Source organism: Amycolatopsis sp. NPDC045836 (assembly GCF_056431745.1).
Genome location: NZ_JBWKKF010000006.1, coordinates 177905 through 202670 on the forward strand (window position 1 = coordinate 177905; position 24766 = coordinate 202670).

Here is a 24766-nt window from a genome sequence, read left to right on the forward strand (position 1 = left end):
GGCTCACCTCCCCCCGGCCGTGGCGGTGCGGACGGTGGTGCCGGCCACCGGAGTCCAGCGCGCCTCGTCGGCGGCGCTGGTCTCGACCGCGTGCAGGACCTGCTGGACGCACAGGCCGTCTTCGAAACTGGGGGCGGGGTCGGTGCCCTCGCCGATGGCGGTCAGGAAGTCCGCCACCTCGTGGGTGAAGGTGTGGTCGTAGCCGAGGCCGTGGCCGGGCGGCCACCAGCCATCGAGGTAGCGGTGGCCCGGTTCGGTGACCAGGATCCGGCGGAACCCGGCCTCGGTGTCCGGGGTGGACCCGTCGTGCCACCACAGTTCGTTCATCGCCTCGAAGTCGAACGCCATGCTGGCCTTGGTGCCGTTGATCTCCAGGCGCATCGCGTTCTTGCGGCCGAGGGCGTACCGGGTGGCTTCGAAGCTGGCGACCGCACCGCCGGACAGGCGCGCGAGGAACAAGGCGGTGTCGTCCACGGTCACCTCACCGGTCGAGCCGTCGCCGTCCGGGCGCTGCTTGACGAAGGTGTTGGTCAGCGCGGACACGCCGGTGATCAGTTCGCCGGTGACGAACTGCGCCGCGTCCACGATGTGCGCGCCGAGATCGCCGAGCGCCCCGGAACCGGCCTTGTCCTTGCGCAGCCGCCAGGTCATCGGCGCCTGCGCGTCGGAAAGCCAGTCCTGCAGGTAGGTCGCGCGCACGTGCCGGATCTCGCCCAGCGCGCCGTCGCCGACGAGCTTGCGGGCGTGCGCGAGCGCGGGCACCCGGCGGTAGTTGAAGGCCACCATCGAGCGGACCCCGCGGGTGGCCGCCGCCCGAGCCGCGGCGGCCATCTGCTCGGCTTCTTCGACGGTGTTGGCGAGCGGTTTCTCGCACAGCACGTGCTTCCCGGCTTCGAGCGCGGCGATCGCGATCGCCGCGTGCGAGTCGCCGGGGGTGCACACGTCGACCAGGCCGACGTCGTCACGGGCGACCAGCGCGCGCCAGTCCGTTTCCACCGCGGCGAAGCCGTACTTCGCCGCGGCGGCCTTCGTCTTCGCTTCGTCCCGTCCGCCCAAGGCGGCGAGCACCGGGGTCAGTGGGGTGTCGAAGATCCGGTGCACGTTGCGCCACGCGTGCGAATGCACCGCACCCATGAACGCGTGCCCGACCAAGCCGACCCCGATGCGCTCCCCGCCTGCCGAACTCATTGCTGTTTTCCCCGTTCTTCGCGCTGTGACAACCGATCCCGTGGTCAGGAGTCGAAGCCGACGTCCATGTACTGGTCGACGTTCTCCTTGGTGACCACGGCCGAATAGGTGGTGATCTCCGAGGGGATCTCGTGCTCGGCCAGGTCGCCGACCCCCTTCGCCTGCCCGAGCAGCCGAGCCAGCGCGATCGCCGAGGAGGCCATCGACGGGCTGTAGAGCACCGTCGCCTTGACCGGGTTCGCGTCGGACTTGATGTGGTTCATCATGTTCTTCGAGCCGGCGCCGCCGACCATGATGAACTCGCTGCGGTTGGCGTTCTCGATCGCTGCGAGCACACCGACGCCCTGGTCGTCGTCGTGGTTCCACAGCGCGTCCAGCTTGGCGGCCGACTGCAGCAGGTTCGAGGTCTGCGACTCACCGGACTCCGGGGTGAACTGCGCGGAAACCCGCGGCCCCACGGCGAACCCGGCGCGGGTCAGCGCGTCCTTGAAGCCCTGGCTGCGTTCCTGGGTCAGCGGCAGCGAGTCGATGCCCGCCACCTCGCCGATCACCGGTGCGGTGATGCCCTTGGCCTTCATCTGCTGGGCGATGTAGTTGCCCGCGTTGACCCCCATGCGGTAGTTGTCGCCGCCGATCCAGGTGCGGAAGGCGAGGGGGGTGTCGAACACCCGGTCCACGTTGATCACCGGGATGCCCGCGTCCATCGCCTGCTGGCCGACCCCGGTCAGCGCCTTGCCGTCGAACGGCAGGATGACCAGCACGTCCACCTTGGCGTTGATCAGGGTTTCCACCTGGGCGATCTGCTGGTTGACGTCGTTCGTGCCTTCGGTGGGCTTGAACGTGACGTCGGAGAACTTCTCCGCCTGCGCGCGGGCGTTGATGGTCATCGCGGCCATCCAGCCGTGGTCGGCGGCGGGCGCGGAGAACCCGACGGTGACCATCTTGCCGGGCTGGGCGTTGTCCCCGGCGCCCTGCGCCACCGGCTGCGTGCCGTTCTGCGCCTGGGGCTGCTCGTTCGAGGTACAGCCTGCCAGCACCACACCGGCACCGACCGCGCCTGCCCCGAGCAGGAACCCGCGGCGGGCCAGGAAGGACTGCGTCATTGCTCCTCCAGTTGTTTCTTAGGTGGTGCTTCGTTCCCCGCGACCGCGGAATCGCAGCAGCACGGCCAGCACGATGATCACGCCCTTGGCGATGTTCTGGATGTCGGTGTCGAGGTTGTTGAGCGTGAAGATGTTGGACAGCACGGTGAAGATCAGGACGCCGACCAGGGTGCCGATCAGCGAGCCCTTGCCGCCGGTGAGCAGCGTGCCGCCGATGACCACCGCGGCGATCGCGTCCAGTTCCCAGAACATGCCGTTGGTGGAGGCACCGGCGGTGGTCCGCGCGACCACCATCAGCGCCGCGACCCCGCAGCACAGCCCGGCCACGGCGTAGACCAGCGCGGTGTGCCGCTTGACGTTGATGCCCGCCAGCCGCGCGGCCTCGGCGTTGCCGCCGACGGCGTAGGTGCGGCGGCCGAAGGTGGTGCGGTTGAGCACCACCCAGCCCACGCCGAACACCAGCGCGAACATCCAGATCAGCACCGGGATGCCGAGCAGGTCGCCGCGGAAGAAGTCGAGGAACGCGGTTTCGCCGACCACCTGGGTCTTGCGGCCGCTGAGCCGCTCGGCGAGCCCGCGGGCCGAGGCGTACATCGCCAGGGTGGCGATGAACGGCACGACCTTCCCGTAGGAGACCAGCACCCCGTTGATCAGCCCGCAGCCGAGCCCGACCGCCAGGCCGCAGAGCACCATCACGAACGGGCCGTAGGACTGGGTGGCCAGCGTGGTCAGCCAGACGCTGGACAGCGCCACGATCGAGCCGACGGACAGGTCGATGCCGCCGCTGATGATGACGAAGGTCATGCCGACGCTGACCACGCCGATCGCCGCGGCCAGCCGCAGGATGGTGGAGATGTTGCCTTCGGTGAAGAACACCTCGGGCCGGGTGAAGTAGCCGACCAGGCACAGCACCACCAGCACGGCGGTGAGGCCGAGCAGCCGGAAGTCCAGTGGGAACCCGGAGCCGTTCTTCGCCTTGGCCGCCGGTGGGGCCGGTGGCGGGTCCGGCTCCGTGTTGATCGGCCGCGATTCGGTCTGTTCGGTCATGCCGCACTCCCCTCGAGGATCAGGTCGAGCACCCCGGCCTCGGTGAGCTCGTTCGCCTGCCGGTCGGCCAGCACCCGGCCTTCACGGAGGACGAGGACCCGGTCGGCGAGACCGAGTACCTCCGGGATCTCGCTCGAGACCAGCACGATCGCCACGCCGGTCTCGGCCAGTTCGGTGATGAGGCGGTACAGCTCGGCGCGTGCGCCGACGTCCACGCCACGGGTTGGTTCGTCGAGCAGCAGCACCCGGCAGCCGCGCACCAGCCAGCGCGCGAGCACCGCCTTCTGCTGGTTGCCGCCGGACAGCGTGCGCACGATGCGCCGCGGGTCGGCGGGCCGCAGGTCCAGTCGCTTCAGCGTGTCGCCGGAGTCGCGGAGTTCGCGGGCGCGGTCGGTGAAGCCGAGCTTGGCGTAGCGGGACAGGCTGGCCAGGGTCACGTTGTGCGCCACCGGCAGGTCGAGCAGCAGGCCCTGGCTCTTGCGTTCCTCCGGGGCCAGGCCGATGCCCGCCCGGACCGCGGCGTGCACGCTGCCGTTCCGCACGCCCTTGCCGTCGACCTGGACGGTGCCGGAGTCGGCCTTGCGCGCTCCGGCGATGGTCTCCAGCAGTTCGCTGCGCCCGGCGCCGACGAGGCCGGCGATGCCGAGCACTTCGCCGGCGTGCACGGAGAAGCTGATCTGCTCGAATTCGCCGCGCCGGGCGAGTCCTTCGACGCGCAGCACCTCGGGGGTGCCCTCGGGACGCGGTTCGCGGGTCGGCCCGAACACCGTCTCGACGCGGCGGCCCGCCATCAGGGCGACCAGTTCCGAGGTCGGGGTGTCGCGGGCGTCGAGGTTCTGCGCCACGGTCCGGCCGTCCTTCAGCACGGTCACGCGGTGGCCGATGCGCCGGAGTTCTTCGAGGCGGTGGGAGATGTAGACGATGGCGACGCCGTCGGCGGTGAGTTCCTCGACGATCCGGAAGAGGTTGTCCACCTCGTCCCCGGCGAGCGCGGCGGTCGGCTCGTCCATCACCAGCAGGCGGGCGTCGTGCGCGAGCGCCCGGGCCATCGAGACCAGCTGCTGGGCGGCGGCCGAGAGCTTGCCGACCTCGGTGCCGGGGTGGATCTCGGGGTGGCCGAGGCGGGTCATCAGCCGCTGCGCCTCGGCGCGCTGCTCGGCGACCTTGGTGAAGCCGAAGCGGCGGCGCTCGTGGCCGAGGAAGATGTTCTCCGCCACCGAAAGCCCCGGCACCAGGTCGAGTTCCTGGTACATGGTGGCGATGCCGAGGCGCAGCGCGGCCGACGGGTTGGCGGGCGACACCGCCTCCCCGCGCCAGCGGACCTCGCCCTCGTCGGGGTGGTGCGCGGCGGCGAGCACCTTGATCAGCGTGGACTTGCCCGCCCCGTTCTGACCGAGCAGGCAGTGCACCTCACCGGGCACCACCTCCAGGTCGACGCCGTCCAGTGCGCGGACGCCGGGGAAAACCTTGACCACGCCGCGCACCTCGAGCAGCGGGGAGTCGTTCATGAGCTGGCCTCCGTAGCTAGCGGGGCGAGGGTGGGATCGGTGAACAGGCGTTCGGTGGCCAGGTGGGCCGCGCCGAGCAGGGCGGCCGAGGTGCCGAGCGCGGAGGCGACCACGCGGCAGCGGGTGCCGGGGCCGTGGGTGCGTGAGCCGAGCGCGATGCGGATCGGCTCGACCAGCCACTCGGCCAGTCCGGCGAAGTACCCGCCGAGCACCAGCACCTCCGGGTCGACCAGGTCGACCACGGTGGCCAGCGCGGTGGACAACGCGGCGCCGAGGTCGTGCACGGCGGCCGCGGCCCGGCGGTCGCCGCCGCGGATCCGGTCGCGGAGCTTGGTCACGCGCGCGTCGATGCCGAGCGAGGGGTCGTGCAGCACGTCGGGCGCGGTGGCGGCGGCGCGCACCAGCGCGGGGAAGCCGGCCTTGGTCTCCAGGCAGCCGTTGCGGCCGCAGGGGCAGGCGTCGCCGAGCGGGTCGATGGTGAGGTGCCCGATTTCGCCCGCGAAACCCCGGGCGCCGCGGAGCAGCACCCCGCCGGAGACCAGTCCGCCGCCGACGCCGGTGCCGCCGCTGAGGTAGCACAGCTCCCGGACGCCGGGGCCTTCGAGCACTTCGGCGTACGCGCCGAGGTTGGCCTCGTTCTCGACGAGGACCCCGGCGAGGTCGACACCGAGGCGGGCGGCGATGAGGTCGGCGAGCCCGGCGTCGCGCCAGCGCAGCACCGGGGCGAAGCGGAGCACCTGGGAGTCGGTGTCGACCAGGCCGGGAACCGAGACGGTGATGCCGATCGGCTGGCCGTCGAGGTCGGCGCAGACGGCTTCGGCGAGCGCGGCGAGTTCGTCCATGCCGCGCTCGAGCCCGAGCTGGGCGACGTCGGCGGTGCTCGCGCGGGTGGCCAGCGGCACCCCGGCCAGGTCCATGGTCATCGCGGAGAAGCCGTCGGCCTCCACCCGCAGGGCGAGTCCGTAGGCGGCTTCGCCGCGGAGCTGGACCAGCTGGCTCGGCCTGCCGTGGCCGCCGTTGCGCAGCCCGGCGGGCCGGACCAGGCCGCGGTCGCCGAGTTCGGTGACCAGGCTGGAGACGGTGGCCTTGTAGAGACCGGATTGGGCGGCCAGCTGGGACCGCGACCGCGGTCCGCGCCGGAGGGCACGCAGGAGGCCGGCGAGGTTCGCCGTGCGCTGGCTGATCTGCTCAGCCTGCACGCTCACGCCCATGGCCACCTTGCCCTCACTTTGTAGTGTCGCCAGCGAAAGTAAGGTGGCGAAGTTCACTCGTCAAGGTGAATCGTGCGCCATCTTTTGTCAATCCACCCGATTAGACCATCCGGTCGCATACCAACTTTCGCTCACAGCATCCAAAAGACTGCACGCTGCTGCCGTTTCCCACTTCTGCGGGAAGAAGCAGGAAACTAACCCACCGTGAACGCCGCGCGCACAATCAATCACCAAGCGTGACAAACCCCGCCCGCCTGCTTTTGCGGGCAAAAGCAGGATCCGCAGGTCGGGGGTGGGGTCAGGAGGAGAGGGTGAAGGCGCGGTCCGCCGCCGACCACGCCGCGCCGATGACGCCGGCCGTGTCGCCCAGTTCCGACAGCACGATCGGCAGGTTGCCGGTGGCCAGCGGCAGCGAGCGCCGGTAGACCGCGCTCCGCACCTCCGCCAGCAACTGGTGCCCCAACTGCGCCACCCCGCCGCCGATCACCACCATGCCCGGGTTGATGAAGCTGACCAGCGACGCCACCACCTGCCCGAGCCGCCGCCCGCCGTCGCGGATCAGGTTGACCGCGCCGAAGTCGCCCGAGGCCGCCGCGCGGCCCACGTCGTGCGCGGTCACCTCGCCGTTCTCGGCGAGCACCCCGGCCAGGAACGCCGACCGCCCGCTGCGCGCCAGCGTCAGCGCGTCCCGCGCGAGCGCCGAGCCGCCGAAGTACGCCTCCAGGCAGCCGACCTCACCGCAGGCGCAGGTCGGCCCGTAGTCGTCGAGCCGGATGTGCCCGATGTCCCCCGCGGTGCCCGCGACCCCGCGGTAGACCTTGCCGCCGAGCACGATGCCGCAGCCGATGCCGGTGCCGACCTTGACGAAGATCAGGTCGTCCAGCGAGCGCGCCACCCCGGAGTGCCGTTCGCCCAGCGCCATCGCGTTCACGTCGTTGTCCACCGCGACCGGGCAGTGCAGCAGGCCGCCGAGGTGGTCCCGCACGGCGAACCGGTCCCAGCCGGGCATGATCGGCGGCGCCACCGGCATGCCCTCGGCGAAGGCCACCGGTCCCGGCAGGCCGATGCCGGCCGCGAGCAGCCGCCCGGGTGCTTCGTTGCGCACCTTCTCCGCCAGTTCGACCACGCGCGCGAGCACCGCGTGCGGGCCCTGCCGGATGTCGCAGTCCTCGACGGTGTGGCCGAGCACCTCGCAACCCGCATCGGTGACCGCGACGCCGACCGAAGTCGCGCCGACGTCCACCCCGAGGATCCGCAGGTCTCCGGCCAGCCGCAGCAACGTCGACCGCCGCCCGCCGCGGCTCGCGGACGGACCGGCGACCTCGACCAGCCCCAGCTCCCCCAGCCGGGACACCTCGGCGGCCACCCGCGCCCGCGGCAGCTCCAGCCGCTCCCCCAGTTCCACCCGGGACATCGGGCCCTCGTCCCGCAGCAAGGCCAGCAGTTCGGTCTGATGACGGGTCTCGATCATCGGCTGTCCCTTGGTGGATCCGCTGCTCACTGCAGCAGCCTAGAACCTCCGGACGCATTTCCGGCGATCGCTGGGCAGCACTGCTCCATTTGTACGACAATCAGCCGCGTTCGAGGGGAAACAGCAGTTGGGAGCCAGCGTGTCCGCCGAATTCGAGCAACTCGTCGCGCAGTTCGAACAGTTCCAGGCCGGATTGAAGAACGTGGACGAACGCCTGGCCGGGATCGGGCAGATGCAGGCGGAAATCGCGGCGCTGGAGGCCACCGCCACCTCGCCGGACCGGTCGGTGACCGTGGTCGCCGGGCCAGGCGGTTCGGTCAAGGACATCCGGCTCACCGACGAAGCCATGCGCCAGCGCCCGCAGGCCCTTTCCGCACTGCTGATGCAGACGCTCACCGAAGCCGTCGCCGAATCCGCGCGGCAGCAGGCGGGCATCGTCGACGCGCACATGGGCGGGGACCTGCACGCCACCGAACGCGTGCTGGAAACCCAGGCGGAACTCTTCGGAACCACACCGGAGGCGTTGCGGTCCAAGCTGGCGGAAGAGACCGCTCCGGCTCGGGAACGCCGCGACGACCAAGAGGACTTCTCGGACCAGACGTTCCTCAGCTCCACCGACGAGCCGCAGCGCCCGGCTCCGCCCCCGTCCGGGGGCGGTTCCCGGGGCGACGCGTTCCTGAAGAACCTGTTCGAGGAGGACGACCGCTGATGCCGGACGGAAGTGGCTTCAACGCCAAGCACGAGCGCCTGAAGGAGTTCAGCGCCGACCTGACCAAGTACGAGGGCTGGGGCAACGAGCTGAAGGGCATGGTCACCGCCTCCGACGTGAGCGACAAGTCGTGGGGACTGGTCGGGCTGATGACCAAGGACAACTACTCCACCATGCTGGCCGAGCTGAACGACCTGGTGCAGCAGCTCAACGAGGGCGTGCTCTCGCTGTCGACGAAGTTCGAGCGCGCCTCGGTGGCGTACCAGTCGACCGACCAGGACTTCGCCAAGGGCTTCAGCGACCTGCTGAACGACCTGAACACCGGCGGTTCGGCGACCGGGGGCGGCAATGGCTGAGACCACCACGACCGGTCAGTACGACAAGAAACTCAGCATCAAGACCGGTGAGAACAACTTCAACCAGGCCATGGCGGCGACGCCCGCCCCGATCAGCACGGGTTACACGCTGGTCAAGGACGTCAAGGGCGCCTTCCAGAGCAAGGACGCCGGTGACATCGCGCTCGCCGCGGGCACGGTGATCACCGACACCACCAGCTTCGTCCAGTCCATCGGCAGCACCGCGCAGGAGATCGCCACCGATCCGATCGGCTGGCTGGTCGGGCAGGGGCTGAGCTTCCTGGTCAACGTGTTCCAGCCGCTGGAGGACGCGATCGAGCTGGTCAGCGGGGACCCGGAGGGGCTGGCGCAGGGCGCGGGCAACTTCAAGGCCATCGGCGAGAGCATGGTCCGGATGAGCCAGGACCTGGTGCGCAACGCCGACGAGACGCTGGCCGAGTGGACCGGGGAAGCCAGCGAAAGCGCGAAGAAGCGGCTGGGCGAGTTCGCCAGCGGCATCGAGGGGATCGCCGCGAACTCCGGCAACATCAGCGAGATCCTGCAGCTGTCGAGCATGCTGATGACCATCGTCAAGCAGGTCATCATGGCCATCATCACCGAGCTGGTGACCTGGCTGATCACCATCTGGATCCCGGCGCTGGCCGCCGCGGTGCCCACCGCGGGTGCTTCCACCGCCGCCGCGAGCGCGGGCACCGCCGCCAAGGGCGCGCAGAGCGTGTCCAAGGGCAACAAGATCGTGCAAATGCTGCGCAAACTCCTGGACAAGATCAAGGAGTTCTGGGCGAAGCTCAAGGACAGCCTGGTCAAGGCCAAGGACTACGGTTTCCTCAAATCGCTCAAGGACAACAAGGCCGCCTTCGACCGGGTGTCGAAGATCGGGCTCGGCGACGGCGCCGGTTACGGCGAAACGCTGGGCAAGTCCGTGCTGACCGGGCTCAAGGAGGCCGGGATCGCGGGGTTGAAGGAGATCCCGAAGGCCACCGTCGGCATCAACCCGGACAACTTCGGCGACAGCTCCGGCGAGGGCGTCAAGCCGGGGGCGATCGTCAACGACCTGTTCGCCAATGGCGTGAGCAAGGCCAAATCGGGTAAGAAGGCCAGTGACGCCGGGGCGCTCGGCGACGAGCAGAGCTACGAGGAGACCAGCGACAAGTTGGACATCTGAGACGATGGCGGACGTTCTCATCTCGAGCACGCAGTTCGCGGCGGGCATCGGTGGCGGCCTGGTGGTCGGCATGGTTTCCGCGGCGTTGTACGGCCGGGCGGTGAAGGCACGCCGGCGGCGGGAGTTCGAGCGCGTGCTGCACGGCCGGTCCGCGCGCCGGTTCACCCCGGGTGCGGAGGACCAGCCCAGTTTCGGTGCGCTGCCGGAGAAGTTCGAGGAAGCCGCCGAGTTCGAATTCCGGGGGCAGCGGTTGTTCGCCTTCCGGCACACCATCAGCACGCGCCGGATGCAGGGCGACGACGCGGTGCGCAACAGCCAGCCGTACCGGGTGGTGCAGCTGGCGACCGAGCAGACGCCGCGCCTGTCGATCGTGCCGAAGGGGCACGCGGTGGCGGGTGAGGGGCAGCCGCTGATCACCGGTGTGGCCGAGTTCGACCAGAGCTACCAGGTCTATGCCGAGGATGAGGAGTTCGCGCGGTCGGCGTTGCCGATGGAGACGCTGAACTGGCTGCTGGACAAGAAACTGCGGACGCCGCTCGTGCTCGCCGACGGGGTGCTGAGCAGTGAATCGCCGGGTGAGCTGGATGCGGATGTGCTGCGTTACGCGGACGTCCTGGTCGAGTTGGCCCGGCGCATGCCCCCGCTGCGGCAGCCGAGCGGCCCGGCGCCGGACGCTTCGGCCGCGATTCGGCCGGGGGCGGGTGAGCGGGTGCTGCTGGTGCTGCTGGTGCTGGGGTTCCTGCCGCTGGTGGCGACGCTGCTGGTGGTCGGGGTGGTCGCTTTTGTGAACTCGCTGGCTTACTTCTTCGGGGCGGACGGGCGGGTGCTTTCGGGCGGGGAGACGCAGGTGCTGCCGGTTCTGACCAGTCAGTGGTACGGGCCGTTCCCCACGTTCGGCAGCGCTGTGCAGAGCTTCCTGCTGGGCGCGGCGTTGTTCGGCTTGCCCCTTGTGGCTGCCGTCGTCGGCGCCATCCGGCGAGCCAGGGCTTGATCTTTTACTTACGTCCGGGGAGACACCTGCTCTACTACGAGAGCAGTGCTCTCGAAACAGAGCACCTGACCAGTGTGACGTCGCCGGTGGCCGCGTCGGGAAGCAGATGTTCCACGTGGGAGCACTGCACTGGAACGTGAGCACCCCGGACTACCAGTGACACCAGTTGCCAGAGCAAGCCAGAGATGCCCTGTTCAGGGGCGCCACCCCGACATCGGATCCCTAGCCACGTGGCCACATCGGCTACCGAGCCTGACCACGCTCCAGACGAGAGCACTGCTCTAAAAAGAGAGCACTGCACCACCAGGAATCGCCAGTCACCAGGTTGAACGACAGGCGCGCCCTGCCTTGGAAGCGCCGCCCTCGCCACGGGCATCCCGGCCGACGCGACCTCGCCGGTTGCGATCTCGGGGACGGGGCGGCAGCCGCGCTCGGCGGGATCATTGGGCCGACAGTGCCAGCGGACTGGCAGTGCCATTCAGCTGGCTGCACCATTGACCAGCAGTGCCATTGACCAGCAGTGCCATTGACCAGCAAGTGCCGTTGGGCCAGCAGTGCCGTTGACCAGCAAGTGCCGTTGACCAGCAGTGCCGCTGGGCCAGCAGTGCCATTGGCTGGCTGGCAGCACCATTGGGAGCGGTGCCATTGGAAGCAGTGCCATTGGCTGGCAGGGCCGTTCTCGATTGAGAGCAGGCCGATCCGCATGGGCTTAGCGGGGTGCCACAGCAAGAGCGGACGCTCTCGAATTAGAGCGGCGCTTCAATTCAAGAGCAGTGCTCTCTCAGGATTGGAGAGCACTGCTCTTGGTTTGGAGCGGTGATCACTGCAAGAGGGTCAGTTGGGGATGATGCCGTTCGGCGCCTTCACCACCGACTGCACCAGGCCGAGCACGGGGATACCCAGGGGTGCGAAGGTCCAGATGTTGTGCAGGTCGCTGGTGTCCGGCTCATCGACGATCACCGGATCGGCCAGGGCGGGAGCGGACACACCGACCAAGGCGATACCGGACAGCACCACCGCGGCCACCCCGCGGGCGAGGGTCTTCTTCACGACTCTTCCTACCTTTCCATCGAAATTTCAGGCACCGATCAGCTTCAGCAGGTCGAACACCGGCGCCAGCGCCCCGGGCACCCCGATCGCCGGGTCGAGCACCGGGCCGAGGTCGACACCCGGCAGCACCCAGATCGGGGTGCTCCCGGCGGTCGGGCTCACCCCGTCCGCGGCTGAGGCCACCCCGCCCGCGGCACCGGAGAACGCCGCCACGGCGGCACCCGTGACCAGCACCCGTCCCATCAACTTCCTCATCGTTCCTCCCAAAAGAAGCACCGCGCTCAGGCGAGCAACGGCAGGCTCACCGGGACCACGGTCGCCTTCGGCACCCACTGCCCGGCCAGCTCTTCGGTCATCGGCATGCCCGGCGCGTGCACCTCACCGGGCCCCATCGGCATCACCGTCACCTGGGCGGCGGCGTAGATCTGCACCTCACCCTCGACGGACTGCGTGCCCAGCCAGGCGCGGAACCCGGCCGGGGTCGGGCTTTCGCCGCCGAAGGCGTTGCCGACGGCGACGGCGTAACTCACCGGCAACTGCTCCCGCGGGTCGAACCGCAGCGGCACCGAGGTGGTGGTCACCGAGGTCACCAGCGGGGTGTTCAGCAGCCACGGAGCCAGGTACAGCCCGTGCGCGTAGGTCGGGCTCTCCGCCTGCAACGCGCCGGCGGTGGTCAGCGCCCGGTGGGCCTCGGCCCAGCCCGACACCGCCACCAGTGCGTTCTCCGGGCGCGGCTCGGCATCGACCCGCAGGCGCGCCGCGGCCGCCGCCTCCCGGACCACCCCGGCCGCCGCCACGCCGCGCGGGGACTCGTCGTCCTTCAGCGTGATCCCCCCGGCACCGCGGGAACCCAGGAAGACGACCAGCTTGCGCAACGCGTCGGCGTCCGATGTGGACAGTGCATCGGCCGGGCAGGAGCCCAGCACGTCCCGGCGCCCGTTGACCAGGCCGCCGAGTGCGGCACTGGCGCATTCGGGACCGTCGGCGCCGGCCGCGGTGAGCGGGCCCGGCTGGTCACCGGCGTCCACGTCCACCGAGGTCTCCGCCGAACCGGTGCGCACCAGCAGCTCACCGCGCCCAGCAGGCAGGTCGACCTCCGCCCAGGTGCCCTCGGCCCCGGCCCGGGGCGTGGCCCGGACCAGCGAACCGCCGGGCACCCCGACGTCGAGCTGGTCGCCCGCGCTGCCCGGGAAGTGCACCAGGTTGCGCCCCGGCCGGTGCGGGCTGATCAGCACCGGCACCCGCTGCCCGGCCAGCGCCACCTCCCCGAGCACCGGCACCCCGGGCACCGGCAGTTCCGCGGGCCGCGGGATCGCCGCCAGCGCACCGAAGGCGACAAAACCCACGACGACGCCCACCGTGCCGAAGCGGTGGACCCGGCCGGGGCGCAGCACCACCGCCAGCCCGGTCACCAGCACCGGGACTCCGGCCACCACCAGCAGGGCGATCCCGAACGCGCTTTCGTGCACCCGCCGGTCGAACCCGATGCCGGAGGTGGCCAGCCGCACCCCACCGGCGAGCACCAGCAGCCCGCCGAGCGCGAGCGACAAAGGTCCCGGCCGCAGCGAATCCGTGCGCAACTGCTCCGCCGGAACGGCCACGGTGAGCACCGCGACCCCGAACCACGCGGCCGCGGCAGCCACGTAGACGGTGTCGACGGCGAATTCCACCCCGGCCGGCCGACGGCGGTTTCCAGCACCAGCAACAGGACGAGCGCCGCCGACAGCCAGCGGACCGGACCGGGGCGGCCCAGTGCCGACGGCACCGCGAGAACCAGGACCACGTGCACCGCGGCACCGACCACGTCGACCCCCAGCACCGGCACCGAAACCACCGCCAGTGCGGCGGAAACGGCAGCCAGCGCCCAGGTGAACACCCCCACCCGGCGGGGGATCCGGTCGGCCAGCGGGCGCAGCAGCCCGGTTCCGGCGACGAAGGCCGTGCCGAGCAGCAGCACCAGCCGGAGCAGCAGGGCGGCGGTGTCGGCCCCGGCCGAACCGGTGGCCCCGATGTGCGAGTGGTCCACGGTTGCCTACTTCACGTCCGCGTCGGCGACCACGAACAGCTCCGAGTGCGGTTTGGCGTTGCCGAACGGGCCGTGCGGCCAGTCCTTCCGGTTGAAGTTGATGCCGACCTGACCGGAGAACTCGTCCTTGAAGTCCGTGTCCAGGCTGACCTTGCCGTCCGGGCCGAGGTGCAGCATGTTCACCTTGTGGTCACCGTCCAAACCGGACCGGGCGACGAAGTAGTTCGACACCGCGATCCGCGACGGCGATCGGGTTTCGTGGTAGAAGCCGTCCTCGCCGAGGGCGAAGTTGTCGTAGGCACCCCAGTGCGGGCCCGCGGCGGGCTGCCCCGGGTTGATCGGCACGGCTCCGGCCACGGTCGGGCAGTCGCTTTCGGCGCCGCCGTTCTGCGCCTCGGCCAGCGTGTCGATCCGGCACTTGAAGTCGGTTCCGGCGGCCAGCAGCTTCTGGATGTCGAGCACGTAGACCCCGCCGGTGGTACCGGGGTCGTTCGGCCCCAGCGCGCCCTTGCCCCGCCCGGAGATCGCGCGGTAGAGGTACTTGTCGTCCGGGCTGGTCTGGATCCAGCCGCCGTTCGAGCCGCCGCCGTTGGCGTCGTTGCCGGCGTGGATCGCCTTGTTGGCGGCGCCGTCGTCGAACACCTCGACCCACTTCGGTTCCGCGGCGGTGATGTCCGGGGTGTAGTGCACCGCGCCGCCCTGCATGGTCTGCGCGAACGCGCCCTTGTGCCCCGGCAGGTTGGTCACCGTCGTTTCCATCACCGCGCGGCTTTCGGCGTGCAGCGGGTCCGCCGGATCGGCGCGCGGACCGTCCTGCAGGTAGGACACCGCCTTCAGCTTCGGGTTGTCCCGCTCGGTGATGTCCCAGGTCCGCACGGTCGGCCGCCGCAGGTACGGCGACGGCTGCTTCACCGGGTCGAGGATGATGTTGCGCGGTTCCGCGTAGTCGCTGGTGACCAGCGTGTTCAGGTCCTCGCGGGCCTGGATGCCGTGCGGGTTGGCACAGGTCGGCTTGCCGAGCTGCGGCAGGTTGGCGCACAGCTTGGCGTTGTCCCCCTGCGGCGTGGCCGCCGAGGTCTGCGACAGCACCTTGCCGGTCTGGTCGAACCGGACCAGCGCGCCGGGGCTGCCGGCGAACCCGTTGCCGAACGCGACCTGCCCGTTGGCGTAGGCGTACGGACCGGGCACCACGGGACCGCCCATGTAGGTCCCGTACGCGGTGCCGTCCTCCAGCGTCCAGTACGCGTCCGGCACCGAACCGCCGAGCGTGTTCGTCGGCAGGCTGATGCCCTTGAGCTTCAGTTCCGGCAACGCGCTGACGTCGAAGGCGTAGGTCGCCGCGGCGAACAACGCACCCGCGTAAACGGTGTCGCCCTTGTGCCACACGTATTGCATGTGGTGCGGCTCGTTTTCCACCAGCGGCCCGACGGTGGCGGTGTTGACCACCTTGCCGTAGGTGTCCGAGCCCTCGGTCGCGTCGATCACGGCCAGGAAATCCGGGCCCGGCAGGGCGTTGGTCACCTTGCCGAGACCGCCGGTGAGCGAGCCGGGCAGGTTCTTCAGGTCCTTGACCAGGGTGTCGGCGATGTTCTCGTCGCCCGCCCAGACCAGCAGCCACTTCTTGCGCTGCTCGCCTTCGGCGCGTGCCGCTTTCTGCCCGCCGACCAGGTGGTTCTTCACCCAGTACTGCTTGCCGTCGGACGCGGTTCTGCTATCGGTGACGGTCTGCACGCCGGCGTAGGCCTCGGTGCTCGACCCCTGGTAGGTGACGGCGCCGACGGCGAGCACGCCCGCCAGTGCGCCGATCACGAGTTTTCGCCACCGGGGCGAATTGGACAGCATGGATCAACCCCTATCTTTTCGAATGGTGCATTCGAAAAACCACCCGCGGGAAAGGCGCGCGCGGGTCAGCGGAAAGCAGGAAAGGGAATCAGGAAGCCGGACAGAGCGCGCTGGCTTGCTGGCGCAGGTCGACGTGCAGACGCCCGACCAATGCGACTCGAATGGACATGCCCGGAATGTTCGCGGCACCCCCCGGGGGTGTCAATCGCGTGATCACGGGGTGGGACGCCACCCGGCGCAGTGCATTTCCCACTGTTCAGCTCAGCGTGACCGCCTCTTCAGCCCTTCCGCTGAGCCGAATGGGCGTATTTTTCCCAGAGTCCGGACTACTCCGTTCGCCAACCGCTCACCCGCGGTGACCACCGTCCGAGGGCGCCGCACCCGCCGTTACTCATTCGTTATACAATCCCGGGAACTCCGCTGTTACGAAGGTCGGATGTCGATCCTCCGCAAGGTGTTCACCGCCGCCGCGGCCGTGCTGGTGTCCGGCACCGTCCTCGCCGCACCGGCCCAGGCCGCGGCCCGCCCGTTCGTCGTGCTGCGGGACTTCGCGCCGACCATCCAGCACGACATCCGCTACCACGGCCCGCACAACTTCGTCGGCACCCCGGTCGACGGTTACCGCGAACCGCTGTGCATCCTCACCCGGCCCGCCGCCGAAGCGCTGCGCCGCGTGCAGTGGAAGCTGCTCAGCCGCGGTTACACGCTCAAGGTCTACGACTGCTTCCGCCCGCAGCGCGCGGTCGACCACTTCGTGCGCTGGGCGAAGGACCTCGAAGACGAGAAGATGAAGCCGGAGTTCTACCCCAACGTGGCCAAGGACCGGCTGTTCGCCGACGGCTACATCGCCGAGAAGTCGGGGCACAGCCGGGGGAGCACGGTCGACCTGACCGTGGTGGCGCTGCCGCCGCGACCGCAGCGCCCGTACGTGCCGGGTGAGCCGCTGCGACCGTGCACCGCACCGGCGGGCCAGCGCTTCCCGGACAACTCGGTGGACATGGGCACCGGGTTCGACTGCTTCGACACGCTCTCGCACACGGCGAACCCGCTGATCACCGGCCAGGCGCGGGCGCGCCGCGACCTGCTGGTGCAGACCATGGCGGAGGCCGGGTTCCGCAACCTGGTCGAGGAGTGGTGGCACTTCACCCTCAACGACGAGCCCTACCCGGACACCTACTTCGACTTCCCGGTTTCGCGGAAGTCGGTGTACCGGCCCTAGATCCAGCCGTGGTCGCGGGCGATCCTGGCGGCCTGCCCGCGGCTGCGCGCCCCCAGCTTCGCCATCGCGGACGAGGTGTAGTTGCGCACGGTGCCCGCCGACAGGTGCATCGCCCGCGCGATCTCGGTGGCGGTGCTGGTTTCGTCGACCAGGCGCAGCACGTCCAGTTCGCGTTCGGTCAGCGGGCAGTCGACCTCGGCGATCGCGTCGGCGGCGAACTCCGGGTCGACGTAGCGCAGTCCGGAGTGGACCCGGCGGATCACGTCGGCGAGCAGGGACGCCGGCGCCGTCTTCGCCAGGAAACCCTTGGCCCCGGAGGAAAGCGCCTGCCGCAGCACGCCGGGGCGGGCGTGCCGGGTGAGCATCACCGAGCGGACGGCGGGGTGCGCGGTGGCGAGCCGCTCCAGCACCGCCAGGCCGTCGAGCACCGGCATCTCGTGGTCCACCACCAGCACGTCGGGCCGGTGCTCGGCGACCGCGGCCAGCGCCGCCGCCCCGTCGGGCACCCCGGCCACCACGGCCAGGTCCGGCTCCAGGTTCAGCAGCGCTTCGATGGCCTGCCTGGTCAGCTGCTCGTCGTCGGCGAGCACGACGCGGATCATCGGGGTACCTCCGCCCGCACTTCGAACGCGTTGTCCCTGGCCTCGGCGGTGAACGTGCCACCGGCCTCGGTGATGCGCCGGTTCAGCCCGCGCAGGCCCGAGCCACCGCCGTCGCCGGGCCGCATCGGGGCCACCCCGTCGTTGCGCACGTGCAGCGTCGCCTGGCCCCCGCGGATCTCCAGCCGGACCGCGCACACGCTGGCGTCGGCGTGCCGGAGCAGGTTGGTCACCGCCTCGCGCAGGACCCGCCCCAGCAGCTCGCTCGCCTGCTCGCTCAACCGCGCCGGATCCCCGGTGAACTCCCACCGGATGCCCGCCGATTCGAGCAACCCGCGTGCCCCGGACATCTCGATCGCCAGCTCGGTCGACCGCCTGCCCTGCACCAGCGCCCGCACGTCGTGCACCGCTCCCCTGGCCAGCCGCTGCACCTCGTTGAGTTCGGCGCGGGACCGCTCCGGGTCGACCTCGCTGAGCCTGCTGGCCAGTTCGCTCTTGAGCGAGACGACTTCGAGCGCGTGCCCGAGGATGTCGTGCAGGTCCTCGGCCAGCCGCAGCCGTTCCTTGGTGGTGGCCAGTTCCCCCGCGTCGAGCCGGGCCTTCTCCAGTTCCAGCGCCAGCGTCCACTGGCGGACCAGGAGCACCTCGGCGCTGATCATCAGCAAGGTGATCACGAAAACCCACGCCAGCTGCAGCGGCGCGGGGCTCTCACCGGCCAGCAGGGCACCACCGGCGGCGGCGCAGGCCATCAGCGTGCCGAAGCCCAAGACGAACCGCCAGCCCACCGCGCTGAACCGGCCGAGCAGCAGGTCGTGCCCGAACAGACCGGGGAGCAGCGCCCACACCACGCCGTTGCCGTCGGTGGCGAACCCGGCCACCACCACCGCGGCCGAGACCAGCGTGATCAGCCCGGCCTGCCACCACGGCATCCGGCCGATCGGCGCGTCGACCGAGCGCAGGGTCCAGCGCCAGTGGCTGAGCACGACCAGCAGCAACCCACCCGCCAGCACCACGAAGCGCACCGGGTCCCCCCGGTCGCCCACCTCGGCGAGCACCAGCAGCGCGCACACCGAAACCACCGTGAAGAGCAGGTTGTACCGGGTGTAGCGGCGCAGCGATTCGAGGGCACTCTGGTCCCCGGCCCGTTTCCTGATTCCGCGCACCGGCTCACAGTAACCACCGATGACAGGTGTCACGTGGCGCGCGTACGACCGTCACCGCGGCCGGTGACAGCGGCGACTGGGTTCGGGTGTGCCGCGACGGCATGGTTCGGTGTCATGAACGCGATCGAGATTTCCGAGCTGAAGTACTCCTACGACACCTTCACCGCGGTGGACGGCGTGGACTTCACCGTGCGCGGCGGCGAGATCTTCGCCCTGCTCGGCACCAACGGCGCCGGCAAGACGACCACGCTCGAACTGATCGAGGGCTTCCGGCGACCGGAGTCCGGCAGCATCCGGGTGTTCGGCCACGACCCGGCCCGCGCCAGATCGCGGTTGAAGCCGCGGATGGGCGTGATGCTGCAGCAGGCCGGGCTGATCGAGGAACTGTCCACCGCGGAAACGCTGCGGTTGTGGGGTTCGCTGAGCAGCCGCACCGACGACGTCGACGAACTCCTGGACCGGGTGGAGCTGGCGCACCGCCGCGACACCCGCGTGGAGCAGCTCTCCGGCGGGGAGAAGCGGCGGCTGGACTTCGCGCTGGCCACCTGGGGGCAGCCGGAACTGGTGGTGCTCGACGAGCCGACCACCGGACTGGACCCCGAATCGCGGCAGCGGCTGTGGAAGACCGTCGAGCGGATGCGCGACGACGGCAGCACGATCCTGCTCACCACGCACTACCTCGAAGAAGCCGAGGCGCTGGCCGACCGGGTGGCGATCATGCACCAGGGGCGGATCTCGGTGGCGGGCACGCTGACCGAGGTGCTCGCCGCGCACCCGTCGCGGATCACCGCGCTGGTGCCCGCCTCGGCGCTGGACCACCCGCTGCCGTCGTTCGACGGGGCACTTGATTCCACTTTGGACGAGCGTGGGGCGTGGCTGGTGGTGGAAACCGGTTCGCTCCAGCAGGACCTGGGGCTGTTGCTGGACTGGGCGCGCCGGTACGGGGTGCAGCTCGACCGGCTCTCGGCCACGCAGGCGTCCCTGACCGAGATCTTCCTGACGGTGGGAGCGAACCGATGACCATGGTGATGCGGCACGGGTGGTTCGAGATCCGGTTGCTGTTCCGGCGGAAGGTCACCCTGGTTTCGGCGACGGTGATGCCGGTCGGCTTGTGCGTGATGACCTGGCTGACCGTGCGGGACGCGCCACCGGCGGACTGGGGCTCGCTGCTGGGCGGCCGGTTCACCATGCTGATGCTGCTGTCGGTGTTCATGACCAGCATGACCATCTACACCGCGCGGCGGCAGTCGCTGGTGCTCAAGCGGTTGCGGACCACCGAGCTGACCGACGCCGGGGTGATCGGCGCGATCACCACGCCGGTGGTGGTGATGGGCGTGGTCCAGGCGCTGCTCTACTTCGGGTTCTGCCTGGTCCTGGGCGCACCGCTGCCGGAGCACCCGTGGCTGGTGCTGCTGGGCATGGCGGCCGGGGTGCTGCTGACCGTCGCCGCCGGCATGGCGACGGCGGCGCTGAGCAAGAGCGTCGAAGCCACGCACGTCACGTCGTTCCCGGTGCTGGTCGGGGCGCTGGCCGGGTTGTTCATGGTGGGCGCCCAGTCGAGCGGGGGCGTGGCCACCGCCGGGGTGCTGATGCCGCTGCTCGGGCCGTCGAACCTGCTCGCCGAGGGCTGGTCGGGGTTCGGCACCGGGGTCGTCCCGATCACCACGGGTCTGGGTTCGACCCTGCTGTGGGCTGTCCTGTTCGCCGCGGTCATCGGCCGCTTCTTCCGCTGGGAGCCGCGCTCGTGAACACCTTCCACGTACTGATGGGGACGAAACTGGCGAAGACGCCGGGGGCGCAAGTGGCGATCGACCTGTGCGGGTTGGTGCTGGTGATCGCGGTGTTGCTCATCGGTGGGGTGAGCAGTGTGTGGGCTTGGGTGCTGTTGCCGGGTGGGGTGGTGGTCATGGCGGTGGTTCGTGCGGTGATCGTGGCTCGGCGGCAGCGGGGTGGCTCTTGATCGGGGTTCGGGCTTCGGGCGGGGCCACCCCGCTTTTTCAGGGTGACTACGGCTGTGGATCGGGGTGGGGCGGGGGGTGTGGGTGGGTCCCTTGCTTTGGTGCCCGGCTTGGGTTTTGGCCGCATTGTGCGGGCTCGAAAGCGGAGAGCCCCCGCTCCCTGGTGGGGGCGGGGGCTCTCTTTTGTGCGTGGTGGTGCTTACCGGAAGTCGCGACCGAAGTCGTAGTCGTCCAGGGGGACGGCGGCACCGGTGCCGGTGCCGAAGACGTCCGGGGTGTAGTAGCCGTCGTCGTAGGACGGGATCGCGTAGGCGGCGACCCGTGCCTCCTCGGTCGGCTGGACCTGGATGTTCCGGTACTTGTTGATGCCGGTACCGGCCGGGATCAGCTTACCGATGATCACGTTCTCCTTGAGGCCCACGAGCTTGTCCGAACGGCCGTTGATGGCCGCGTCGGTCAGCACGCGGGTGGTCTCCTGGAACGACGCCGCCGACAGCCACGAGTCCGTGGTCAGCGAGGCCTTCGTGATCCCCATCAGCACCGGGCGGCCCGAAGCGGGCTCGCCGCCCTCGGCGACCGCGGCGCGGTTCGTCGCCTCGAACTTGGTCCGCTCGGGCAGCTCGCCCGGCAGGAAGTCCGTGGCACCGGAGTCGATGATCGTCACGCGGCGGAGCATCTGCCGCACGATGACCTCGATGTGCTTGTCGTGGATCGACACACCCTGCGCCCGGTACACCTTCTGGACCTCGTCCACCAGGTGCATCTGCGCCTCGCGGGGACCCATCACGCGCAGCACCTCGTGCGGGTCCGGGGTGCCCTCGAGCAGCTGCTGGCCGACCTTGACGTGGTCGCCGTCGCCCAGCGGGCCGTTCGGGGTGTTCGCCAGCCGCTGCCGCTTGGACAGCTTGTCGAACACGATCTCCTCCGACCCGTCGTCCGGGATCAGGGTGATCTTCCAGAACCGCTCGCTCTCCTCGATCCGCACGCGGCCGTCGACGTCGGCGATCGGCGCCTTGCCCTTCGGCACGCGGGCCTCGAACAGCTCCTGCACACGCGGCAGACCGGTGGTGATGTCGTCACCGGCGACGCCACCCTGGTGGAAGGTACGCATGGTCAGCTGGGTACCCGGCTCACCGATGGACTGCGCCGCCACGATGCCGACCGCTTCGCCGACGTCCACCAGCTGACCGGTGGCCATCGAGCGGCCGTAGCAGGTGGCGCAGATGCCGACGGCCGACTCGCAGGTCAGCACGCTGCGGACCTTGACCTTCGAGATGCCGCTGGAGATCAGCTTCTCGATGGCCGGGTCGCCGAGGTCGTCACCGGCGTTGAGCACCACGTTGCCGTTCGCGTCGGCCGCGTCGGCCGCCAGGGTCCTGGCGTAGACGCTGGTCTCCACGTGCTGGTCGCGCAGCACCTTGCCGCCGCCGACGTCCTCGCCGATGACCATGTTGATACCGCGGGTGGTGCCGCAGTCGATCTCGCGGACGATGACGTCCTGCGACACGTCCACCAGACGACGGGTCAGGTAACCCGAGTCGGCGGTCCGCAGCGCGGTGTCGGCCAGACCCTTCCGGGCACCGTGCGTGGCGATGAAGTACTCCGCCACCGACAGGCCCTCGCGGAAGTTCGCCTTGATCGGGCGCGGGATGTACTCACCCTTCGGGTTCGACACCAGACCACGCATCCCGGCCAGCGACCGGACCTGGGTCATGTTGCCCGCCGCCCCGGACTTCACGATCATCGAGATCGGGTTGTCGTCGGGGAAGTGCGCCTCCATCACCTTGGCGACGTCCTCGGTCGCCTGGGTCCACACCTTCACCAGCTCGTTGTTGCGCTCGGCGTGCGAGAGCTGACCGCGCTGGTAGCGCTTCTCGACCTGGTCGGCCTTGCCCTCGTACTCCTCGAGGATGCCCTTCTTCTCCTCGGGCACCAGCACGTCGGAGATGGCGACGGTGACCCCGGACCGGGTGGCCCAGTAGAAACCGGCGTCCTTGAGGCGGTCCAGGGTCTGCGCGACCTGGGTCATCGAGTACCGCTCGGCGAGGTCGTTCACGATCGCCGCCTGCCGCTTCTTCGGCATCGGCTCGTTCACGAACGGGTAGTCCGCCGGCAGCAGCTCGTTGAACAGCACGCGGCCCAGGGTGGTCTCGGCCAGCCACGGCTTGCCGGGCTCCCAGCCGTTCTCGGCCAGGCGCGCCTCGTCGGCCTTGGCGGGCTGGCGGTCCTTGACCCGGATCTTGATCGGCGCGTGCAGGCTGATCGCCTTGCGGTCGAAGGCCATGATGGCCTCGGCCGGCGAGGAGAACGCCTGCCCGGCGCCCTGGGCGTCCTCGGTGAGCCGGGTCAGGTGGAACAGCCCGGTCACCATGTCCAGACGCGGCATCGCCAGCGGGCGACCCGACGCCGGGGAGAGGATGTTGTTCGCCGACAGCATCAGGATGCGGGCCTCGGCCTGCGCCTCGGCCGACAGCGGCAGGTGCACCGCCATCTGGTCACCGTCGAAGTCCGCGTTGAACGCCTCGCAGACCAGCGGGTGCAGCTGGATGGCCTTGCCCTCGACCAGCTGCGGCTCGAAGGCCTGGATGCCGAGGCGGTGCAGGGTCGGTGCGCGGTTCAGCATCACCGGGTGGCCGGTGATGACCTCTTCGAGCACGTCCCACACCTGCGGGCGCGACCGCTCCACCATCCGCTTGGCGGACTTGATGTTCTGCGCGTGGTTCAGGTCGACCAGCCGCTTCATCACGAACGGCTTGAACAGCTCCAGCGCCATGTCCTTCGGCAGACCGCACTGGTGCAGCTTGAGCTGCGGCCCGACGATGATCACCGAACGGCCGGAGTAGTCGACGCGCTTGCCGAGCAGGTTCTGGCGGAACCGGCCCTGCTTGCCCTTGAGCAGGTCGGACAGCGACTTCAGCGGGCGGTTGCCCGGCCCGGTGACCGGACGGCCGCGGCGGCCGTTGTCGAACAGCGCGTCGACGGCCTCCTGCAGCATCCGCTTCTCGTTGTTCACGATGATCTCGGGCGCGCCGAGGTCGATCAGCCGCTTGAGCCGGTTGTTCCGGTTGATCACGCGGCGGTACAGGTCGTTCAGGTCCGAGGTGGCGAACCGGCCACCGTCGAGCTGCACCATCGGGCGCAGGTCCGGCGGGATCACCGGCACGGCGTCGAGCACCATGCCGCGCGGGTCGTTGCCGGTGACCTGGAAGGCCGCCACCACCTTGAGCCGCTTGAGCGCGCGGAGCTTCTTCTGCCCCTTGCCGTTGCGGATGGTGTCGCGCAGGTTCTCCGCCTCGGCGGCCACGTCGAACTCGGCGGCCAGCTTCTGGATGGCCTCCGCGCCCATGCCACCGGTGAAGTACTCGCCGTAGCGGTCGATCAGCTCGCGGTAGAGCAGCTCGTCCGCGATCAGCTGCCGCGGCTCGAGCTTGGTGAAGGTGGTCCAGACCTCTTCGAGGCGGTCCAGCTCACGACCGGCGCGGTCGCGGAGCTGGCGCATCTCGCGCTCGCCGCCCTCCTTGACCTTGCGGCGGACGTCGGACTTGGCGCCCTCGGCCTCCAGCTCGGCCAGGTCGGCTTCCAGCTTCTGCGCCCGGGCCTCGATGTCGGCGTCGCGCTTGAGCTCGAGGTTCTTGCGCTCGACGCCGATCTCGTTCTCCAGCGTCGGCAGGTCGTTGTGCCGCAGCTCGGTGTTCACCCCGGTGATCACGTAGGCCGCGAAGTAGATGATCTTCTCGAGGTCCTTCGGGGCCAGGTCGAGCAGGTAACCCAGCCGCGAGGGCACGCCCTTGAAGTACCAGATGTGGGTGACCGGGGCGGCCAGCTCGATGTGGCCCATCCGCTCACGCCGCACCTTGGCGCGGGTCACCTCGACGCCGCAGCGCTCACAGATGATGCCCTTGAAGCGGACCCGCTTGTACTTGCCGCAGTAGCACTCCCAGTCGCGGGTCGGCCCGAAGATCTTCTCGCAGAAGAGCCCGTCCTTCTCCGGCTTGAGCGTGCGGTAGTTGATGGTCTCCGGCTTCTTCACCTCACCGAAGGACCACTGGCGGATGTCGTCAGCGGTGGCGAGGCCGATCCGGAGCTCATCGAAGAAGTTGACGTCCAGCACGTCGTTGCATCCCCTTGGGGTTGATTCGGCTAGAGGGGGTGGCTACCCG

At 69.9% G+C, this 24766-nt stretch carries 21 protein-coding genes; 8 read left to right on the plus strand and 13 right to left on the minus strand.

The annotated features are described in order from the left end of the window. Positions 1–3 precede the first annotated feature (3 nt). From AC07EG_RS12940 to AC07EG_RS12965, 6 genes are all read right to left on the minus strand, one after another. Positions 4–1188, minus strand: coding sequence for a Gfo/Idh/MocA family protein (locus AC07EG_RS12940; RefSeq protein WP_478253258.1), 1185 nt, complete (start codon positions 1186–1188; stop codon positions 4–6). Positions 1189–1232: 44 nt separating this feature from the next. Further along, positions 1233–2291 carry a substrate-binding domain-containing protein gene (locus AC07EG_RS12945; protein ID WP_478253259.1) on the minus strand — a complete coding sequence of 353 codons (1059 nt, stop codon included), beginning with the start codon at positions 2289–2291 and terminating at the stop codon, positions 1233–1235. A gap of 18 nt (positions 2292–2309) precedes the next feature. Continuing rightward, entirely contained in the window at positions 2310–3338 is a 1029-nt protein-coding gene (locus tag AC07EG_RS12950; RefSeq protein WP_478253260.1) for an ABC transporter permease, read from the minus strand. Then, entirely contained in the window at positions 3335–4846 is a 1512-nt protein-coding gene (locus AC07EG_RS12955) for a sugar ABC transporter ATP-binding protein (protein WP_478253261.1), read from the minus strand. Before AC07EG_RS12955 ends, AC07EG_RS12950 begins: the two co-directional genes overlap by 4 nt. Then, positions 4843–6057, minus strand: coding sequence for an ROK family protein (locus tag AC07EG_RS12960; protein WP_478253262.1), 1215 nt, complete (start codon positions 6055–6057; stop codon positions 4843–4845). Before AC07EG_RS12960 ends, AC07EG_RS12955 begins: the two co-directional genes overlap by 4 nt. 298 nt (positions 6058–6355) lie before the next feature. Further along, complete coding sequence (locus AC07EG_RS12965; RefSeq protein ID WP_478253520.1) at positions 6356–7528, minus strand: ROK family transcriptional regulator; 1173 nt, start codon at positions 7526–7528, stop codon at positions 6356–6358. A gap of 139 nt (positions 7529–7667) precedes the next feature. Here AC07EG_RS12965 and AC07EG_RS12970 point away from each other — a divergent pair, with 139 nt between their 5' ends. The 4 genes from AC07EG_RS12970 to AC07EG_RS12985 are packed head-to-tail and all read left to right on the plus strand — an operon-like array spanning position 7668 to position 10749. Next, positions 7668–8237, plus strand: coding sequence for a YbaB/EbfC family nucleoid-associated protein (locus tag AC07EG_RS12970; protein WP_478253263.1), 570 nt, complete (start codon positions 7668–7670; stop codon positions 8235–8237). Next, entirely contained in the window at positions 8237–8593 is a 357-nt protein-coding gene (locus AC07EG_RS12975; RefSeq protein ID WP_478253264.1) for an ESX-1 secretion-associated protein, read from the plus strand. The genes AC07EG_RS12970 and AC07EG_RS12975 overlap by 1 nt, the downstream gene beginning before the upstream one ends. Then, complete coding sequence (locus tag AC07EG_RS12980; protein ID WP_478253265.1) at positions 8586–9758, plus strand: WXG100 family type VII secretion target; 1173 nt, start codon at positions 8586–8588, stop codon at positions 9756–9758. Before AC07EG_RS12975 ends, AC07EG_RS12980 begins: the two co-directional genes overlap by 8 nt. A 4-nt stretch (positions 9759–9762) precedes the next feature. Then, positions 9763–10749: a hypothetical protein gene (locus AC07EG_RS12985; RefSeq protein ID WP_478253266.1), complete on the plus strand. Its 987-nt coding sequence runs from the start codon at positions 9763–9765 to the stop codon at positions 10747–10749. Positions 10750–11583: 834 nt separating this feature from the next. On the opposite strand, the gene AC07EG_RS12990 is transcribed toward AC07EG_RS12985, so the two are convergent. The 4 genes from AC07EG_RS12990 to AC07EG_RS13005 all read right to left on the minus strand — a co-directional run bounded on the left by AC07EG_RS12990 (position 11584) and on the right by AC07EG_RS13005 (position 15667). Then, on the minus strand, positions 11584–11799 hold the full coding sequence (locus AC07EG_RS12990; protein ID WP_478253267.1) for a hypothetical protein: 216 nt from the start codon (positions 11797–11799) through the stop codon (positions 11584–11586). Between the two features lie 27 nt (positions 11800–11826). Further along, on the minus strand, positions 11827–12054 hold the full coding sequence (locus AC07EG_RS12995) for a hypothetical protein (RefSeq protein WP_478253268.1): 228 nt from the start codon (positions 12052–12054) through the stop codon (positions 11827–11829). Positions 12055–12080: 26 nt separating this feature from the next. After that, on the minus strand, positions 12081–13469 hold the full coding sequence (locus AC07EG_RS13000; RefSeq protein WP_478253269.1) for a hypothetical protein: 1389 nt from the start codon (positions 13467–13469) through the stop codon (positions 12081–12083). A gap of 362 nt (positions 13470–13831) precedes the next feature. Beyond that, positions 13832–15667, minus strand: coding sequence for a hypothetical protein (locus AC07EG_RS13005; protein WP_478253270.1), 1836 nt, complete (start codon positions 15665–15667; stop codon positions 13832–13834). A 436-nt stretch (positions 15668–16103) separates the two neighbouring features. On the opposite strand from AC07EG_RS13005, the gene AC07EG_RS13010 reads away from it, so the two are divergent. Further along, positions 16104–16886: a M15 family metallopeptidase gene (locus AC07EG_RS13010; protein WP_478253271.1), complete on the plus strand. Its 783-nt coding sequence runs from the start codon at positions 16104–16106 to the stop codon at positions 16884–16886. On the opposite strand, the gene AC07EG_RS13015 is transcribed toward AC07EG_RS13010, so the two are convergent. Together AC07EG_RS13015 and AC07EG_RS13020 are read right to left on the minus strand one after the other, a co-directional pair. Continuing rightward, a complete protein-coding gene (locus AC07EG_RS13015; RefSeq protein ID WP_478253272.1) occupies positions 16883–17488 on the minus strand; it encodes a response regulator transcription factor in 606 nt (201 codons plus the stop codon). The genes AC07EG_RS13010 and AC07EG_RS13015 overlap by 4 nt on opposite strands. Continuing rightward, on the minus strand, positions 17485–18648 hold the full coding sequence (locus AC07EG_RS13020) for a sensor histidine kinase (RefSeq protein ID WP_478253273.1): 1164 nt from the start codon (positions 18646–18648) through the stop codon (positions 17485–17487). Before AC07EG_RS13020 ends, AC07EG_RS13015 begins: the two co-directional genes overlap by 4 nt. 114 nt (positions 18649–18762) lie before the next feature. Between AC07EG_RS13020 and AC07EG_RS13025 the strand changes: the two genes are divergently transcribed. Genes AC07EG_RS13025 through AC07EG_RS13035 form a run of 3 tightly spaced genes read left to right on the plus strand, consistent with a single transcriptional unit; the run spans position 18763 to position 20608 of the window. Continuing rightward, positions 18763–19668, plus strand: coding sequence for an ABC transporter ATP-binding protein (locus tag AC07EG_RS13025; RefSeq protein ID WP_478253274.1), 906 nt, complete (start codon positions 18763–18765; stop codon positions 19666–19668). Beyond that, entirely contained in the window at positions 19665–20396 is a 732-nt protein-coding gene (locus tag AC07EG_RS13030) for an ABC transporter permease (protein WP_478253275.1), read from the plus strand. The genes AC07EG_RS13025 and AC07EG_RS13030 overlap by 4 nt, the downstream gene beginning before the upstream one ends. Continuing rightward, positions 20393–20608, plus strand: a complete 216-nt coding sequence (locus AC07EG_RS13035) for a hypothetical protein (protein WP_478253276.1) — start codon at positions 20393–20395, stop codon at positions 20606–20608. Before AC07EG_RS13030 ends, AC07EG_RS13035 begins: the two co-directional genes overlap by 4 nt. Positions 20609–20805: 197 nt before the next feature. On the opposite strand, the gene AC07EG_RS13040 is transcribed toward AC07EG_RS13035, so the two are convergent. After that, complete coding sequence (locus tag AC07EG_RS13040) at positions 20806–24717, minus strand: DNA-directed RNA polymerase subunit beta' (protein ID WP_478253277.1); 3912 nt, start codon at positions 24715–24717, stop codon at positions 20806–20808. Positions 24718–24766 lie beyond the last annotated feature (49 nt).

Excerpts from the sequence above, each read along its gene's own strand:
- AC07EG_RS12940 (WP_478253258.1), bottom strand. The coding sequence starts at position 1,188 with ATGAGTTCGGCAGGCGGGGAGCGCATCGGGGTCGGCTTGGTCGGGCAC.
- AC07EG_RS12945 (WP_478253259.1), bottom strand. The coding sequence starts at position 2,291 with ATGACGCAGTCCTTCCTGGCCCGCCGCGGGTTCCTGCTCGGGGCAGGC.
- AC07EG_RS12950 (WP_478253260.1), bottom strand. The coding sequence starts at position 3,338 with ATGACCGAACAGACCGAATCGCGGCCGATCAACACGGAGCCGGACCCG.
- AC07EG_RS12955 (WP_478253261.1), bottom strand. The coding sequence starts at position 4,846 with ATGAACGACTCCCCGCTGCTCGAGGTGCGCGGCGTGGTCAAGGTTTTC.
- AC07EG_RS12960 (WP_478253262.1), bottom strand. The coding sequence starts at position 6,057 with ATGGGCGTGAGCGTGCAGGCTGAGCAGATCAGCCAGCGCACGGCGAAC.
- AC07EG_RS12965 (WP_478253520.1), bottom strand. The coding sequence starts at position 7,528 with ATGATCGAGACCCGTCATCAGACCGAACTGCTGGCCTTGCTGCGGGAC.
- AC07EG_RS12975 (WP_478253264.1), top strand. The coding sequence starts at position 8,237 with ATGCCGGACGGAAGTGGCTTCAACGCCAAGCACGAGCGCCTGAAGGAG.
- AC07EG_RS12980 (WP_478253265.1), top strand. The coding sequence starts at position 8,586 with ATGGCTGAGACCACCACGACCGGTCAGTACGACAAGAAACTCAGCATC.
- AC07EG_RS12985 (WP_478253266.1), top strand. The coding sequence starts at position 9,763 with ATGGCGGACGTTCTCATCTCGAGCACGCAGTTCGCGGCGGGCATCGGT.
- AC07EG_RS12995 (WP_478253268.1), bottom strand. The coding sequence starts at position 12,054 with ATGAGGAAGTTGATGGGACGGGTGCTGGTCACGGGTGCCGCCGTGGCG.
- AC07EG_RS13005 (WP_478253270.1), bottom strand. The coding sequence starts at position 15,667 with ATGCTGTCCAATTCGCCCCGGTGGCGAAAACTCGTGATCGGCGCACTG.
- AC07EG_RS13010 (WP_478253271.1), top strand. The coding sequence starts at position 16,104 with ATGTCGATCCTCCGCAAGGTGTTCACCGCCGCCGCGGCCGTGCTGGTG.
- AC07EG_RS13015 (WP_478253272.1), bottom strand. The coding sequence starts at position 17,488 with ATGATCCGCGTCGTGCTCGCCGACGACGAGCAGCTGACCAGGCAGGCC.
- AC07EG_RS13025 (WP_478253274.1), top strand. The coding sequence starts at position 18,763 with ATGAACGCGATCGAGATTTCCGAGCTGAAGTACTCCTACGACACCTTC.
- AC07EG_RS13030 (WP_478253275.1), top strand. The coding sequence starts at position 19,665 with ATGACCATGGTGATGCGGCACGGGTGGTTCGAGATCCGGTTGCTGTTC.